Below are 16,011 nucleotides of genomic sequence, written 5' to 3'. Positions count from 1 at the left end.
CGAGACGCGCCGCGCCCGTGAGCCCCGACACCCCCGCGACGGCCACCATGCTAGCATCGCCCGCCATGGTCGCGCCGTTCCAGCCGGCGGTCGGGATGCTCTTCGGCGAGTTCCGGATCGTTCGGCCCCTCAGCGCCGGGGGCATGGGCGCCGTGTACATCGCCGAGCAGGCGAGCACTGGCAAGCTGCGGGCGCTCAAGCTCATGCACCCGCAGCTCTGCGCGGACGCCCGGCTGCGCGAGCGCTTCGAGCAGGAGGCGCGCGTCGGCGCGCTGGTGGAGAGCGATCACGTCGTGCAGGTGATCGGCGCCGGCGTGGACACGGCCAGCGGCGTGCCCTGGCTCGCGATGGAGCTGCTCGAGGGGGAGGATCTCTCGCAGCGGATGAGGCGCAGCGGGCTGCTCTCGCCGCAGGACATGCACGAGATCTTCCGGCAGGTCTGCCACGCGCTCGGCGCCGCCCACCGGGCGGGCGTGGTCCACCGGGACATGAAGCCGCAGAACGTGTTCCTCGCGAAGACGCAGAGCGCGACGGCGCGCTGGTCGGTCAAGGTCCTCGACTTCGGCATCGCGAAGATCGCCGCGGAGGCGAGCACGATGGCGACCGCGTCGCTCGGCACGCCCCTCTGGATGGCGCCCGAGCAGTCCGACCCGCGCGGGCAGATCTCGCCGGCGACCGACGTGTGGGCGCTCGGGCTGATCGCGTTCGCGTTGCTCACCGGGCGCATGTACTGGCGCGCCGCGAACGACCCGATGGGCACCGCGATGCCGGTGCTGCTCCGCGAGATCCTCTTCGAGCCGATCGACCCGGCGTCGGTGCGCGCGACCGCGCTCGGGCGCGCCGGCTGTATCGTGCACCCGTTCGACGCCTGGTTCGCGCGCTGCGTCGCGAGGGAGCCGTCGCAGCGCTTCCAGACGGCGCAGGAGGCCTTCGACGCGCTCGGCCCGGCGCTGTTCGTCGATCCGCTCGACCCGCGCAGCGTGCGCGCCGCGGGCGGCGCGATCTCGGTGGTGCCGTTCAGCGCCGCGGCGGCGCTCACCCCGGCGGGGCCTGCCTCGCGCCTGTCGATGACCGGACCGACCGAGATGGCCTCGGACGCGCAGCGCGCGCGGTCGTCGCCCGCCGGCGCGGGCGCATCGTCGCCGCCCGTCAGCGCGCGCCCCCCGGTGACGCCCGCGCCCGTCCTGGCGAGCAGCGCGCCGCCGGAGGCCCCTCCCAGGCCCGCGCGGCGGGGGCCGCTGCTCCTCGCGTGCGGCCTGGCCGGTGGCTTCGCGATGGCGGCGATCGCCTTTTACGCCGGCCGCGCGCAGAGCGACGTCCGGCTGGTGCAGCGCCTGCCGGTGCCGGCGCACCCGACGGTGGTCAGCCCAGGCCGCGGCGGCGACGCGCGCTCGCCGGCGCTGGCGGGCGACGCGAACGGCGCGGGCGAGCGGCAGCCGTCGCCTGGCCCTCGCGACGCTCCGGCGCCGGCGCCCGCGCCGAGGTCCCCGCGCCCCACGCGCGAAGGCACCGCGCCGGCGGCGGCGGCGATCGCGGCGGCGCAGCCGAGCGCGCCGAGGCCGTTCGATCGCGGCGCGGCCCACGCGGCGCTGCAAGCGAAGGGCGCCACCGCGCGGATCCACTGCAAGGGCAAGGCGGGGCCGAGGGCGGTGACGGCGCGAGTGTTCTTCAACCCCGCGGGCGCCGTGCAGCGCATCGCGATCGAGCCGCAGGTCGCGATGACCCCGGCCGGGAGCTGCGTGCAGATGCTGCTCGGCTCCGCGCGGGTGCCGGCGTTCGACGGGAGCGAGCTCCAGGACGTCACGACGACCGTCGGGATCGAGTGATCGCCGCGGGCGAGCGCGCGCCCGGCCCCGTCACGGGTCTCCGGAGACGCACTCTCCCTCGCCGCGGAAGTGCCCGATCGTGCGCGAGAGCGCCGCGATGAACGCTCCGAGATCATTGATGTTTCCGGCGCTGCCCGTCCCGTAGGGGCCCTCCTTGATCTCGACGAGGCGCACCGCGGCGAGCTCCTCCAGGGTGACGGCCCCGTCGTCGTCGGCGTCCGCGGCGGCGATGGGCGCGAACCGGCGCGCGGCGGTCGCGGCCTGGAGGTCGTCGTAGAAGAAGTGGTCGCCGTGGATGGTGAGCTCCACGTCGTCGGTGCCGCCGTTCGTGACGAGGACGCCGTCGGTCTCCTTGCCGGCCTTCTCACCCTTGCAGTCGGCGTAGCGCGTCGCGAGCGAGAAGGTCCAGTCGAGGCGCTTCTCGACCTCACCGCCGCCGTCGCTCTTCCGCGCGATCGCCTCGATGTGCACGGACGCTCCCGCCGCGAGCATGAGCGCCTTGTCCTCCTCCGTCGCGCCCTCGAGCGCGGTGTCCGCGTCCACCGGGCCGATCTCGTAGGAGACGGCCTCCCAGGGCTTCGCCTCGAGGTCGTCGAAGGTCACCACCGGCTTCGCGCCGGCCTTCGTGTGGTCGAACAGGATCGAGCCCTGCATGCGCGCTCCGACGTTCCCCTCGCGATCGGCGACGGTGACGTTCCGGACGACGAACAGGAACTTCTCGTACTGGATGCTCCAGCCGTCCGCGAGATCGGCGGCCGGGATCTCCTGCTCGATGTACTCCTCTCCCCACGTCGAGAACGCCACGCTCCCGGCCCCAGGCTCGCCTTCGCCGCAGCCGGCGAGCGCCGCCGCGGCGAGCGTCGCCGCCGCCACCCACAGTCCTTTCATCGTCATTCCTTCTCCTCCGGGGAGCCGGGCGCAAACGAGAGCGCGTAGGCCGTCCCCTTCTTGAGTCCCCGCGTGAAGCCGCGCTGGGCCTGGCTCTCGGGCTCGAGGTCGACCGGCGCGCCGTCCTCGCTCGCGGCGACGGCCTCGAAGTCGACCTGATCGAGCCAGACCGCCGGCTTCACGACGAGCGTGACGGCGCCGGGCCCGTCGAGGAAGACCTCCTCGAAGACGCACCCCTCCACCGACGGCTCGCCGGTCGTGTCGTCGGCGACGTCGGTGGCCAGCGCGCGCGCGCGGAACACCCGCGCGAGCTCCCCCTTCTCGGCGCGGCCCTCCACGGCGACGACGTGCCCGTCGAGCGCCGCGGCGAGCGGGCCCGAGGGCGGCGCGCCGAACGTGAAGCGCGCGGATCGCGCGACGCCGCTCACGGCGTCCGCGTCCGCGAGCGCCGTCGTCCCCTGCAGCAGGTCGACCGACGTCGGCTGCGTCATCTGGCCCCTCGCCTCGCCGGCCTGGTAGTGGCCCGGGTGCGCGTGCGCCTCGGGCACGGCCCACCGGGCGAGCCGCTCCAGCAGCGAGGGGCCGCCGCCCGGCGAAGGCCGCCGCGCCGTGAACGGGGCGCCTTCGAAGTAGTGGAGCGACCCGATCGCCAGGTGCGCCTTCGACAGCGTGATGGTCCAGCCGAGCGCGTTCGTGAACGGCGCGGCCGACGCGGCGTCGGGCGCGATCTGCGTCGCCAGGGTCAGGCGCTTGCCGGAGGTCGCGTCGTCGCCTGCGGCGCCGCACCCGGCGGCGAGCGCGCCCGCGGCGAGCGCCGCGGCGAGGCGCCCCGACGCGGCGAGGGCGGCGCGCCGGCGGGATCGGGTCTGTGCGGTGGTGGATGTCATCGAGGTCCTCAGCCGATGTAGAGGGAGAGCGAAGCGAGGAAGCTGCGCGGGGCGCCGACCGTCACGTGCCGCGCGGGGAGGAGGTCGGGCGCCGCGCCGCGGGTGAAGCTCGAGGGGTAGACGAACTCGCCGTCGAACCACGCCGCGTCGAGGAGGTTGTAGACGTCGAGCCCGAGCTCGACGCGGTGGTAGCGGACGTGCGCCGTCACGTCGGTGACGAGCGCGTCGTGGCCGACCTCTCCGAACGGCAGGGGGCGGCCGTGGAGCAGCGTCACGCCCGCGCCGGCGCGGGCCTCGAGGCGCCTGCCGAAGAGCGCGCCGAGGCGCGGCGTCACCGCGAGATCGGCGCGGGCGACGACCTGGGGCACGAAGGGGAGGAGATCGCCCGCCGCGTAGCGCCCCCCGGACGCGGTGAAGGCGGCCCGGGTGTACGTCAGGCCGACGCTCGACACGAGCCACGGCGCCGGGTGCGCCACCGCGTCGAGGGCCACCCCGGTGCGGGCCGTGGCGGGCACGGGCTCGTTGCGGGCGGTCGCCTCGTCGAAGACGAGATCCTCGCTGAGGCGCGTGTGGAACAGCGCCGCCGACGCCCGCACGAGCTCGTCGGCGTAGCGGAGCCCGGCCTCGGCGGAGAGCACCCGCGTGAAGGGGGTCCGCTCGCCGTCGCCGAGGCTGCGCGCCTGGGGCGAGCGGAACCCCTGGCCCACGCTGGCGAGCGCGCGGAGCCCGGGGAACAGCGCCACGTCGACCGTGCCCTTGCCGCCAACGTGGACGCCCTGCGCGCTGCGCGCCTGGGCCCCCTGGCCGACATTGTCGACGACCTGGTACGCGAGGCCGTCGGCGCGCAGACCGCCGCGCAGCGTGATCCGCCGCGCCGGCCGGATCGACGCGTCGAGGTAGCCGGCGATGTCGGTCGCGCGGACCTTCGCGTCGACGAGCGTGGCGGTCGGCCTGTCGTCGACGGCCGCGAGACGCCGCTGCGACTGCTCGATCCAGTCGGTGCGCGCGACGACGCCCGCCTCGAACGTGTCGCGGTCGGAGAGCAGCGGGAAGGTGAGCCGGTAGGACGCGGTGGCGCCCGCCGTGATCGCCTCGTTGAGCTGCTGGGTGGCGTCGCCGTTCGTGGGGTCCGCGAGGTACCCGGTGAAGTTCGAGCGCAGCCGGAGCGCGCGCAGCACGACGAACGGCGTGAGCGAGAGGCCCTCCCCGCGGGCGGCGCCGTCGCCCGAGCCGCGCAGATCGACGACGAGCTGCGCGCGCGACGAGTCGCCGCCCTGATCGGGATCGTACGAGGCGAAGCGGTCGACCTTGCCCGACTCGATGTCGCAGAGGCGCAGGACGCCGGCGGAGCCGCAGCGGGAGGCGAACGCCGACGCCATCACCCGGGCGGAGACGCCGGCGACCGGCCGGTAGACGGCCTGCGCGACGAGCGAGGCCCGGCCGGCGGCGCGGGCGGGCCCGAAGCCGTCGGTCCCGTACGCCTCGAAGGCCGCGAACGTGGCGTCGTCCGCGTTCTCGGGGTGGTAAGCGAGGAAGAGCCGGCGCGCGCCGGACGAGCCCGCGGAGGCGGTGGCGGTGATCCCCGGCTCGCCGTAGGCGAGATCGAAGCGCATCGTCCCGGCGACCGCGAAGTCGCCCTGGCGCGGGTCGTACGACCCCGGCTGCGCGCGGAGCTCGCCGATCACCTCCGGCATCACGAAATGGAGGTCGGTATAGCCCTGGCCGTGGACGTTGGAGACCTCGTTGACCGGCGCGCCCGCGACCCAGATCTCGAGGTCCTGCCCGTGGACCGCGTCGAAGCCGCGGAAGAAGATCTGGTGCGCCTTGCACTCGCCGCTGTGCTGGGAGGTGAACACGCCCGGCACGAGCTGCAGCACGTCGCTCGCCGTCCGGTGGGGCGCCGCCCGGATCTCCGCCTGCCCGCGCACCGACTCCGAGGCGCTGCGCGGCGGCGCCGCGCCCTGCACCACGACCGTGATGGGCGCGGCGTCGGACACGGGCGCAGCGGCGCCCGCCGCGCCGGAGGCGGGCGTCGCTGCGCCGGCGCCGCCCGAGGCATCGCCGCCCGCCGACGTTGCCGCCCCGGCCGCGGGCGGAGGCGCGGCGCCGGCGCGTGCAGGCGCCGCGCTGTCGCCGGCGCGCGCAGGCGCGGCGCCATCGCCGGCACGTGCAGGTGCGGCACCGTCGCCAGCGCGCGCAGGCGCGGCGGACGCGATGACAAGAAGCAGCGGGAGCGCCGTGCTCAGGGAGCGAATCACAGGTGGGCTGGCCAGTAGCACGATTTGATCGGTTCGTGTTACCATGCGGACGCGCACGCTCGCCCGGCGGGCGCGCCGGCGGTTTGGTCGACGTCGCAGGCGGCGAGCGCGTTCGTGTGTTCGTGTGTTCGTCGGTGGCGTCGCTGTCTGCTGGCCGCCGAAGATTGCTCCGGGGCCGTCCGCGAGCCCTCTTCCGACGCCGTATCGACTCGCGCTCTCGGGCGGATCGAGATAGCGACAACATGTCGCATTCAGGCGAGGGGCGGCGCGGCCTATCGTGGCGCGCATCGTTCCTCGGGAGGACGCTCATGGAATCCGGTCTTCGTGCATCACGGCTCTGGTTCCCGCTGGTCGGGGCGGCCCTCGCGCTCATGGCGTGCGGCGACGATGAGGGGGTGAACCCTGTCGACGGCGCGTCGACCTCGACGGGCGTCGGTGGCGGCGGCGGGAGCGGCGGGGCTGAGACGATCGCTGTCGAGCTGCAGTTCGAAGGCCGCGTCCGCGACGAGGTGTTCTCCTGCAGCGAGACGTACGCTGTCGGCAGCGCCTCGACGGACGTGGGGCTGAACGATTTCCGCCTCTACATCCACGACGTGCGCCTGCGCCGCGCGGACGGCGAGGAGGTGCCGCTCTCGCTCGAGCAGGACGAGCTGTGGCAGTACCAGGACGTCGTGCTCCTCGATTTCGAGGACCGATCGGGCACCTGCGCCAACGGGACGGAGGAGACGAACGGCGTGGTGCGCGGGACGGTCCCGGCCGGGGACTACGACGGGCTGTCGTTCAAGCTGGGCGTCCCGTTCGACCTGAACCACGGCGACGCGTCGAGCGCGCCGTCGCCGCTCAACCTGACGGGGCTGTTCTGGAGCTGGAACGACGGGTACAAGTTCCTGCGCCTCGACAGCGTCTCCACGGCGGACGACAAGCCGTTCCTCGTGCACATCGGGAGCACTGGCTGCGTCGCCGGCGCGGGCGGCGAGGTGACCGCGTGTGATCGCCCCAACGTCGCCGAGATCGTCTTCGAGGGCATCGACCCGCTCACGACGAAGGTGCTCGTCGACTATGCGGCGCTCGTCGCGGACAGCGACCTGTCGGGGAGCGCCGACGACATCCCCGGCTGTATGTCGGATCCGTCGGATTCCGAGTGTCTGCCGCTCTTCACCCATCTCGGCATCGACAGCACCGACGGCTCGCCGCGCCCCGATCAGCAGTCGTTCTTCAGGATAGACTAGGCGCCATGGCGATGTTCGCTTCGATGACCGCTCTCCGCCGCTCGGCGATCTCCTCCGCCCTCGCCGCGCTCGCGGCCCTCTGCTGTGCCTGCGGCGACGACGATGGGCCGCAAGGCCCGGGCGGATCGACGGGGGAGGGCGCCGGCGGCCAGGGCGGCGGCGGCGATGGGGGAGGCGGCGCGGGCGCCTATGCGTGGGGGCTGCCGACGGGCTTTCCGGTGCCCAAGGTCCCCGAGGACAACCCGATGTCGCCGGCGAAGGTCGAGCTTGGCAGGCGGCTGTTCTACGACGTGCGCCTGTCCGGCAACGGCACGTACTCGTGCGGCTCGTGCCATCGCCAGGAGCTCGCGTTCACCGACCACCTCGCGAACGCCGAGGGCTCGACCGGCCAGCTGCACTCGCGCAGCTCGATGAGCCTGGCCAACGTCGCTTACCTCACGACGCTGACCTGGGCGAATCCGCTCGTCGAAGCGCTCGAGGAGCAAGCGCTCCTGCCCATGTTCGGCGAGACGCCGGTCGAGCTCGGGCTCGCCGGCATGGAGGGCGAGCTCCTGGAGCGGCTACAGGGCGAGCCGGTGTACCAGGACCTCTTTCCCGAGGCCTTCCCCGGCGACGACGAGCCCATCCGCCTCGCGAACATCACGAAGGCGATCGCGGCGTTCGAGCGGTCGTTGCTCTCCTACCGCGCGCCCTACGACCGTTACCGTTACGGCGGCGACCCCTCCGGGATGTCCGATGCGGCGCTGCGGGGGATGGATCTCTTCTTCTCCGAGAAGCTGGAGTGCTTCCATTGCCACGGCGGCTTCAACCTGTCGGACTCGGTGGAGCACGACGGCACCACCTTCACGGAGGTGATGTTCCACAACACGGGGCTCTACAACACGGACGGGAACGGCGCTTACCCGGAGGGCAACGGGGGAGTCTACGAGATCTCCCACAAAGAGGCGGACATGGGCCGGTTCCGCGCGCCCACGCTTCGGAACATCGCCGTCACGGCGCCGTACATGCATGACGGCAGCATCGAGACGCTCGAGGGGGTGCTCGACCATTACGCCGCCGGAGGGCGCACGATCGAGGCTGGCCTCCCCAACGCCGGTGTGGGCAGCGAGAACAAGTTCAAGAGCGAGCTCATCAGCGGGTTCGATCTCACAGAAGAGGAGAGAGCGGACGTGATCGCCTTCTTGCAAACCCTGACGGACGACGAGTTTCTGAAGGACCCGCGCTTCGCGGATCCCTGGGCGGAGGCGCCGTGAGCCGAAGGCCTTTCCTGAGCCGGGCGCTCCTCGTGCCCGCGCTGGCGGCGCTCGCGTCGGCCGCGATGTACACCGGGGCGTGTGGTCACAGCCACGACCACACGTCGAGCGGGACGGCGTCCGACCCGACCCTGGCCGACGTCATCTTCGAGGGCGGCGCGACCGACGAGGCCCTGGCGGCGCTGCTCGCCGTGGAGCCGAAGGACGATCCCTCGCAGGGCACGGTGTTCGACGCGCCCGAGGACGGCGCGATGCTCCCCGGCGACGCCGCGCCGGAGCTGACCTTCCACGTCGCGGGCGCGGCGCAGCGGACGGCGCCTCGGGCCGCGCCGGAGCTGCGGCTCGCGGCCGCCGCGGCGCCGGGGGCGCGGGAGCTCGCCGCGCCGGGGGCGTCGATCGTCGCGGAGCTCGGGGCGCTCCTTGGGCCGGCGCGCGCCGCCTGGGCTCACGGGACGCCCATCAACGGGCGCGCTTACTTCCTGGTCTTCACGACGGCGGAGCGCGAGCTGCTGCTCCGGGTGTTCACGACCAAGCTGAGCTACACGCCGGACGCGGCGGCCTGGGACAAGCTCCGCGCTGCCGGTGCGCCGATCACGGTCGGCGTGACCAGCGCGCTGTTCGAGAACAACCGCATCGTGCAGGGCGGCGGTCCCTTCCCGGGCGCGTCGGTCACGTTCACCATCCTGCCCTGAAGCCGCCGCGCGGCGCGGCGGTGCCGGCTCAGGACGAGCGCGGGAAGATGAGCGTGTACGAGCCCGGCGCGGGGTTGAAGAGCACCGCCTTGTCCGGGTGCTCCTCCCTGTCGAAATGGGGATACCACGGCAGCGCCCGCCAGGACTCCGACTCCTTGATGAACTCGCGGACGATGAGATCGAGCTCCACGTACTTCCCGGCGGTGATCGCGGAGAGCTCCGGTCCGAAGCTCCAGCGCTCGCGTCCAGGGCGCGGGGCGACGTCGTTGTGCAGCGCCCCGCCGTAGGCGATCACCATCTTTCCCGCGGCGTCCTCGCGGCCGAGCAGCGCCTTCGCCTCGGCGGCCGTCTGGCGCGCGATCATCTCGAGCATGGCCGTCACCGCGTCCGGCCCCGCGCGCACGATGGCGTCGACCTCCTGGCAGGAGGGCGTGAGCTGGTGGGGCCGGATGCCGAGCCGCTTCGCCGCGTGGCCGAGCGCGAGGAACTCGTCCTGGTTCTGCGCCGCCTGGCCCTGCGTGACCGTCCGCTGCTCCGTCTCGACCCGCGCGACCTGCTCCTTCTTGCAGCGCGGGTCCACGGCCCAGAGCTCGATGATCAGATCGGAGGCGCGGCCGGCGAGCGCCGGCAGGAAGAGCTCCGTGAAGCGTCGGGTCGCCGACGGGATGCCCTCCGCGCCTCGCTGTGCGTGCGCCTCGCCCACCGCGAGCACGCGCGGGCCGCTCTCCAGGACGTGGGCGAAGGCCTGGGCCGGCGTATCGAAGGCGAGGCAGCCCAGCGCGCCGCAGGGCGCCGGCGCCGGGGAGGCCGCGGCTGCGGGGGCGGCGGCCTGCGGGGCGGCCGGGGGCGAGCTGGAACCCGAGGCGGCGGCGCTCGCGGAAGGAGCGCTCGCGGAAGGAGCGCTGGCCGAAGGAGCGCCGCCGGCCGGAGCGCCGCAGGCCACGAGGAAGGCCGCGGCCACCAGGGAGGTTCGCGGAGTTCGCATGGGAGCATCTTACCGGGCTCCGAGAGCTCCTGTTCAGCGCGGCGCCGCGGAGCAGCCGAGCGGCTCCCCGGCCGAGCCGCGGCCGCCCCCGCGGCCTTCCGAGGGCTACCCGCGACCAGGGTGCTGACCCATGTTGCGCAGCGCGTGACGTGATGAGCGAGGGGCATCGTGTCCAGACGGAAGAGAAAACCTGGGGGAGCGAGCTCGGTGAGGCGTCGCGAGCGCGACGAAGCGATACGGGAGCGCGATGACGAGCGAGCTCGGCTCGCCGAACGCGACACGCGTGGCACGCACGGAGAGGGGGCCTTGATCATGACCATGAGGACGAGCGGGCGGGCGGAGCACGAAGCCACCGCAGGACACGCAGAGTCCGCGATCACCAACAGCCTGGAGCAGGTGCGCGACATCCTGTGCGGCGCCCAGTTCCGCGAGTTCGCTCGCCGGCTCTCGCACACCGACGCTCAGGTCGCCGCCCAGGCGGAGGAGCTGCGGAGTGAAGCGTGGCGGCGTCTGGACATGCTGGAGGCGCACATGCGCAGGGAGATCGAGGCGCTCGGCGCGTCGATCGAGGCCCAGCGCGCGGCCGCCGACGGCGCGCTCGGCAGCGTCGCGCGCGAGTCGCGGGAGGCGCTCGAGCTGATCGCGCAGCGGGTCCAGCGGCTGGAGGAGCTCGTGGGGCGCACGCAGCGCGAGCTCCGGCAGCAGATGCTCGACCAGTCCAAGGCGTTCGTCGACGAGACGCGGCGTACGCGGAGCGAGCTGAGCGCGATGCTCGAGCGCGAGCTGGCCGCCGTGTGGGCCGACGGCGCCGAAGCGCTCGCGCCGGACGCGCCGGCGCGCGAGGCGGCCGCGGAGTCGGAGCGGTACCAGAAGGCGGAGCGCCGCTCGGACGAGGCAGCGTGAGGCGGCCGCGCCGCTCCGCCCAGCGGAGCGGGCGCGGCGGTCCGGAGAAGAACGATGCGAGAGCCGAGAGCGCGCCGCGAGGCGCCTCCGCCGAGAAAGACGCTCGAAGACCTCCGCCCCCTGCTCGTGGGCCCTGAGCAGCACCGGATCCAGCGGATCGAGGAGCGGCTGGACCAGTCCATGGTCGAGATGGTCGCGGGGGCGCTGCCCGAGGCCGTGATCGAGAGCCGCAAGAGGGGTGAGGCGCTCTCGTGGGCGCTGGAGCCGCTCCTCACCAGCGCGATCCAGGAGCGCGTGCGCCAGGACCCGGGGTCGTTCGCGGACGCGATCGCCCCCGCCATGGGGCCGGCCATCCGCAAGGCCGTGCGCTGCGCTCTCCGGGCGATGATCCAGCGCCTCAACGAGGCGGCCGCCCTCGGCCTGTCCTGGCGGAGCGTGCGCTGGCGCGTCGAGGCGCGCCGCACGGGGCGTCCTTTCGCGGAGGTGGTGCTGCTCCGCTCGATGATCTACCGGACCGAGCAGCTCTTCCTTGTCCACCGCGGGACGGGGCTCGTCCTCGAGCACCTCAGCGCCGACGAGATCCCCTACAGGGATCCCGATCAGGTCACGGCGATGCTCACTGCCATCGACGCGTTCGCCCACGACGCGTTCCGGACCGACGCGCGGCTGGAGCGCTTCCGCGTGGGCGATCTGACAGGGTGGGTCGAGCACGGCCCGTCGGCGCTCCTCGTGTCCATCGTGCGCGGCGTGGCGCCGCCCGCGTACGGGCTCGTGCTGTGCGAGACGCTGGAGCGCGTCCACCTCTCGTACGGTGGTGAGCTCGCCGGCTTCCGCGGCGATCGGACGCCGTTCTCGGGCGCCCGCGAGCTGCTCTCGCGCTGCCTCCAGCAGCAGCGCCAGCCGGTCCCGCGCCGAGCTCGGGCCGTGCTCGCGGCGGCCGCCCTGCTGGCCGCGGTCGTCACGGCCGCGCTCGTCTTCTCGGTGCGCGCCTCGCGCGAGGATCAGCGCCGCGTCGACGGCTGGGGCGAGGCGCTGCGGCGCGAGCCCGGCCTGCTGGTCACCGCGGCGGAGCGGCGCGCCGGCCAGGTCGTGTTCACGGGCCTTCGCGATCCGCTCGCCGCGGACCCGAGGGCCGTGCTCGAGCGCGGCGGCCCCGTGCGCCAGGAGGTCATCCTGCGCTTCGAGCCCTTCTATTCGCTCCATCCGCAGATCGTCGAGCGCCGGGTGGCGCGCGCTCTGGAGCCGCCGCCCGGGGTCACCCTGGCGCTGCGCGGCGGCGCCGTCGTGGCCAGCGGGGTCGCGCCCGAGCGCTGGATCGAGCGCGCGCGCTGGTCGGCAACGGTGCTCCCCGGCGTCTCGGGGTTCGACGGCAAGGGCCTGACGGCGCAGGAGTCGATCGACCGCGCGCGCGCGGCGGCGCGCTCCCTCGAGGCGATGGAGCTCCTCTTCCGCCGCGGCGCCGCGCGGCTCTCCGGCGAGCAGGCTGCGCGCCTCGACGAGGTCGCGGCCGCTGCCGGGCGGCTGATCGCCCGCGCGCGCGAGGCCGGCATGATCGCCGAGATCCGCGAGATCGGCTATGCGGATCCCGTCGGATCGGAGGCGTCGAACCGAGCGCTCAGCCAGGCCCGCGCGGAGCACGTCGCGGCCGAGCTCGTTGCGCGGGGGATCCCGGCCGATCGCCTGCGAGCGAGCGGCGGGGGAACGCGGCGCGAGGTCGTGCCCCCGTCCTGCTCCGGGGGCGCGGCGCGGGCCGAGTGCCTCGCCGGCCCGGACGAGCGCCGCGCGCGCAGCGTGATCTTCCTTGTGGACCTGCACGCGGAGAGCAAGGACTGAGTCATGGCGGAGAAACGCAAGGTCTGCGTGCTGGGCGCGACGGGGGTCGGCAAGACAAGCCTCGTCGCCCGCTTCGTGCGCAGCATCTTCTCCGAGTCTTACCGGACGACCATCGGCGTGACGATCGAGACACGGCGCGTGATGTGCGATGAAGGCGAGCTCGACCTCATCCTCTGGGACCTGAGCGGAGAGGACGAGTTCCAGTCCGTCCAGACATCGTACCTGCGCGGCTCCGCGGGCTGGCTCCTCGTCATCGACGGCACGCGGCGCCTCACGGCGGAGACCGGGCTCCGCCTCTACACCGCTGCGCGGACGATCGTCGGAGAGGTCCCGGCCGTCGTCGTCCTGAACAAGGCCGATCTCACCGCGGCGTGGGACATCGACGACGCCACCGAGGCCAGGCTGAGGAGGGCGGGCCTCTGGATCACGAGGACGAGCGCCAAGACCGGCGCCGGGGTCGAAGGCGCGTTCAACGCGCTGACGCGCGCCATGCTGGCGAGCGAAGCGCCTTCGTTGCGGGGTTGATGGACGTGGACACGTGGCTCCTCGCTGCGCTGGACAAGCTCGTCCTCGAGCGTTTGCACGACGGGACCTTCGTCATCCGCGGCGAGCCGCCGCCGTGGTTCCGAAGGCTCGGGTTCGCGCCGCCGTGGCGCGACTCGCCGCTCCCGATCGATCGCGCGCTGCCCTTTCTGGAGGTGTTCCTCCCCGAGGCGGAGCGGGCCTGGTCCGCGGAAGGCGCGCCGGGCGTGCAATCCGACTTCTGGACGCAGATGATCGGCGACGAGGCGCTTCACCTCGAGGCGACGGCGCTCCGCGTGGGCTCGTCGCGGCTGCTCGTGATCACCCGGAACGACGCGCTGTTCCAGGAGCGCCGCCGCGTCCTCCAGCGGGCGCGCGAGCTTCACCTCGTGCACGAGGCGCTGTCGCGCGAGGTCGAGCGGAAGGATGTCCTCGTCCATTGCATCGTTCACGACCTCTCCGGCCCGCTGAACAGCCTCCTCGGCGCGCTGTCCCTGCTGGGAGAGCAGCCGCTCCCGGAGAAGAGCGGCGCGCTCGCCGCGGTCGCGTTGAAGGCCGCCCTGCGGCAGCGCGAGCTGATCCGGGAGATCCTCGATGTGTTCACCGCCGAGGGCATGGCGTCCGACGCCTCCAGCGGCGACGTCGCCGCGGTGGTCGACGTGCGCGGCACCGTCGCTCGGGTCGTCGAGGCGCTCCTGCCCATGGCGCGAAGCCGGGGGGTGTGCCTGGAGGCGCCGCCGGAGATCGGCTGCGCGCGGCCGTGCACCGTCGTCGGTGAGGAGCCCAGGCTCGCGCGCGTGGTCTCCAACCTCGTCGAGAACGCGCTCCGGTTCACGCCTCCGCGCAGGTCGGTGCGCGTCGCCGTGCACGATGAGCCCCGGTGGGCTCGCGTGACGGTGGAGGACGATGGGCCTGGCGTCTCCCCTGCCATCGCGCCGCGCCTGTTCCAGAAATTCGCGCACGGCCACGACCCTGGCGCGGGCAGCGGCCTCGGGCTCTACGGCGCCCGGATCGCGGTGGAGCGGTGGGGCGGGGCGATCGGGTACGAGGCGCGGCCGGAAGGTGGGGCGAGGTTCTGGCTCCGGCTGCGGCGTGTGGGCGAGGCGGGTGGCGGCGGGGCGCAGGGGGGGTGATGCCATGGCCAAGCTCTTGCTGGTCGACGATGACTCGGGGACGCTCGCGTGGATGGCCGAGGCGCTGCAAGGCGCGGCGTACGACGTCCGGACCGTGCGCGGCGGGAGCGCGGCGCTGGAGCTCCTCCGGACGTGGACGCCGGATCTCATCCTGGCGGACTTCCTGATGCCCGAGATGGATGGCTTCGCCTTCAACCGGCTGGTGCAGTCGCGCGAGCGGGTGCCCGTGATGCTCGTCTCCGTCGTGAACAAGCCGGCAGAGGCGATCCTGCGGGGGGTCGCCGGCTACGTGCGCAAGCCCGTCACCGCGGGGGAGCTCCGCGCCGCCGTCGAGCGCGTGCTCGGCGCCGTCGAGGGGGTAGCCATCCTCGTCGTGGACGACGACGCGGACATCCGGGAGTGCTACCGGCTGATCCTCGAGCCGCGCTTCAGCGTGCTCGAGGCCGAGAACGGGCGCGACGCCCTGGAGCTGCTCGCGCGCGAGCCCGTGGCGCTGGCCATCGTGGACGTCCACATGCCCGTCATGAACGGGGTGGAGTTCATCCGCGCGATGCGCGACGACGCGAGGTTCTGCACGATCCCGGTCGTGGTGCAGACGAGCGACCGGGCGGCCGCGCGCGCGCCCGTCTGGACCGATCTGCACGTGGCGCAAACGATCCTGAAGGACGAGTTCCTCGACTGGCTCATGACCCAGATCGACGCGCACCTCGCGCCGGCGTCGCCGCGCGAGGCCGAGCGCGCCTGGTCGACCGCGGGCCGGTGAGCGCCGAGCGTCGCCCCTTCGGCGAGCGCGGCCCACCCGGGCGCCGTCAGCCTGGCGTCCACCGCGGGTTCGCGGTGAACAGCCCGGATCCGAAGCTGATGTCGTAGGCCAGGAACAGGCCGAACCCCACGCTGAGGAGGCTGGCGACGGCGCCGAAGGCGTAGTGTATCCCGCTGGTGCGAGCGCGCGCGTAGGCGAACGGCAGCGCGAGCACCCCGGTGATGAGCGTCATCCCGGCGATCGTGCCCACGCCGAACAGCGCGATGTAGCCGATGCCCCACCGCGGGTCGCGCACCGTGGTGAGCACGAGGAGCGCCACCGCGGCCGAGCCCGCGAGGCCGTGGACCACGCCGATGAGCAGCGGCCGGAGGCTCGCATAGACGCGCGAACCGCCGAACACGCGGTCCGCCCAGCCGAGGTCGTGCCGGTGGCCGTCGTGGTGAGCAACCTGCGCAACAGGCGCAACAGGCGCAACAGGCTCGACCGGAGCAACGTCGGGCGCCGGCGGCTCGCCCCGCCGGACCGCTCGGTAGAGCCGCGCCAGGTGGTACACCCCGAGGCCGATCAGCATCAGGGCGACCGAGAGCTCCATGGCCAGGCCGACGTGCGGCGGCACCACGAGCCCGAAGAGCAGGATGCCACCGCCGATCACCATCAGCGTGAGCGTGTGGCCGACGCCCCACATCGCGCCGATCAGCAGCGCCGTCCCGAGGCTCCGGACCCGGCTCACGACGGTCGCCACCGCGATCACATGGTCCGCGTCGGTGGCGTGGCGCATCCCGAGAGAGAAGCCGAGGAGCAGCAGCGGAAACGCCGAGGCGAACATGTCCCCTCTCGTA

General features: G+C 73.6%; 14 protein-coding genes. 9 read left to right on the top strand and 5 right to left on the bottom strand.

What is annotated here, in order from left to right; translation table 11 throughout:
* Positions 1-65 precede the first annotated feature (65 nt).
* Positions 66-1,826 carry a serine/threonine-protein kinase gene (locus tag WME73_RS32440; RefSeq protein ID WP_437912052.1) on the top strand — a complete coding sequence of 587 codons (1,761 nt, stop codon included), beginning with the start codon at positions 66-68 and terminating at the stop codon, positions 1,824-1,826.
* A gap of 30 nt (positions 1,827-1,856) precedes the next feature.
* Here WME73_RS32440 and WME73_RS32435 read toward each other — a convergent pair whose 3' ends face one another.
* Genes WME73_RS32435 through WME73_RS32425 form a run of 3 tightly spaced genes read right to left on the bottom strand, consistent with a single transcriptional unit; the run spans position 1,857 to position 5,859 of the window.
* Complete coding sequence (locus tag WME73_RS32435; protein ID WP_437912051.1) at positions 1,857-2,720, bottom strand: hypothetical protein; 864 nt, start codon at positions 2,718-2,720, stop codon at positions 1,857-1,859.
* Positions 2,717-3,601, bottom strand: a complete 885-nt coding sequence (locus tag WME73_RS32430; RefSeq protein WP_437912050.1) for a hypothetical protein — start codon at positions 3,599-3,601, stop codon at positions 2,717-2,719. The genes WME73_RS32435 and WME73_RS32430 overlap by 4 nt, the downstream gene beginning before the upstream one ends.
* Before the next feature lie 8 nt (positions 3,602-3,609).
* The gene (locus WME73_RS32425; RefSeq protein WP_437912049.1) at positions 3,610-5,859 is read right to left on the bottom strand and encodes a TonB-dependent receptor; all 2,250 of its coding nucleotides are present in this window, start codon (positions 5,857-5,859) and stop codon (positions 3,610-3,612) included.
* Positions 5,860-6,167: 308 nt separating this feature from the next.
* Here WME73_RS32425 and WME73_RS32420 point away from each other — a divergent pair, with 308 nt between their 5' ends.
* The 3 genes from WME73_RS32420 to WME73_RS32410 are packed head-to-tail and all read left to right on the top strand — an operon-like array spanning position 6,168 to position 9,033.
* Positions 6,168-7,088 (top strand): MbnP family copper-binding protein, encoded by a 921-nt coding sequence (locus WME73_RS32420; protein ID WP_437912048.1) that lies wholly within the window; start codon positions 6,168-6,170, stop codon positions 7,086-7,088.
* A 5-nt stretch (positions 7,089-7,093) separates the two neighbouring features.
* Positions 7,094-8,341 carry an MbnH family di-heme enzyme gene (locus WME73_RS32415; protein WP_437912047.1) on the top strand — a complete coding sequence of 416 codons (1,248 nt, stop codon included), beginning with the start codon at positions 7,094-7,096 and terminating at the stop codon, positions 8,339-8,341.
* Positions 8,338-9,033, top strand: coding sequence for a hypothetical protein (locus WME73_RS32410; protein ID WP_437912046.1), 696 nt, complete (start codon positions 8,338-8,340; stop codon positions 9,031-9,033). Before WME73_RS32415 ends, WME73_RS32410 begins: the two co-directional genes overlap by 4 nt.
* Before the next feature lie 28 nt (positions 9,034-9,061).
* Here WME73_RS32410 and WME73_RS32405 read toward each other — a convergent pair whose 3' ends face one another.
* Positions 9,062-10,018 (bottom strand): hypothetical protein, encoded by a 957-nt coding sequence (locus WME73_RS32405; RefSeq protein WP_437912045.1) that lies wholly within the window; start codon positions 10,016-10,018, stop codon positions 9,062-9,064.
* 312 nt (positions 10,019-10,330) lie between these two features.
* Here WME73_RS32405 and WME73_RS32400 point away from each other — a divergent pair, with 312 nt between their 5' ends.
* From WME73_RS32400 to WME73_RS32380, 5 genes are read left to right on the top strand one after another with little or no spacing between them, the layout of a single operon-like run.
* On the top strand, positions 10,331-10,921 hold the full coding sequence (locus WME73_RS32400; RefSeq protein WP_437912044.1) for a hypothetical protein: 591 nt from the start codon (positions 10,331-10,333) through the stop codon (positions 10,919-10,921).
* Positions 10,922-10,975: 54 nt separating this feature from the next.
* A complete protein-coding gene (locus WME73_RS32395; RefSeq protein ID WP_437912043.1) occupies positions 10,976-12,754 on the top strand; it encodes an OmpA family protein in 1,779 nt (592 codons plus the stop codon).
* Positions 12,755-12,757: 3 nt separating this feature from the next.
* Positions 12,758-13,279, top strand: a complete 522-nt coding sequence (locus WME73_RS32390) for a Rab family GTPase (protein ID WP_437740211.1) — start codon at positions 12,758-12,760, stop codon at positions 13,277-13,279.
* Positions 13,279-14,409 (top strand): ATP-binding protein, encoded by a 1,131-nt coding sequence (locus WME73_RS32385; RefSeq protein ID WP_437912042.1) that lies wholly within the window; start codon positions 13,279-13,281, stop codon positions 14,407-14,409. The genes WME73_RS32390 and WME73_RS32385 overlap by 1 nt, the downstream gene beginning before the upstream one ends.
* A gap of 4 nt (positions 14,410-14,413) precedes the next feature.
* The gene (locus tag WME73_RS32380) at positions 14,414-15,172 is read left to right on the top strand and encodes a response regulator (protein WP_437912041.1); all 759 of its coding nucleotides are present in this window, start codon (positions 14,414-14,416) and stop codon (positions 15,170-15,172) included.
* Between the two features lie 46 nt (positions 15,173-15,218).
* Here WME73_RS32380 and WME73_RS32375 read toward each other — a convergent pair whose 3' ends face one another.
* Positions 15,219-15,998: a high-affinity nickel-transport family protein gene (locus WME73_RS32375; protein WP_437912040.1), complete on the bottom strand. Its 780-nt coding sequence runs from the start codon at positions 15,996-15,998 to the stop codon at positions 15,219-15,221.
* Positions 15,999-16,011 lie beyond the last annotated feature (13 nt).

This window comes from Sorangium sp. So ce302 (assembly GCF_051530145.1).
In the GTDB taxonomy this organism is placed as follows: Bacteria; Myxococcota_A; Polyangia; order Polyangiales; family Polyangiaceae; genus Sorangium; species Sorangium cellulosum_B.
This window is presented reverse-complemented; position numbering and strand designations above follow the sequence as displayed.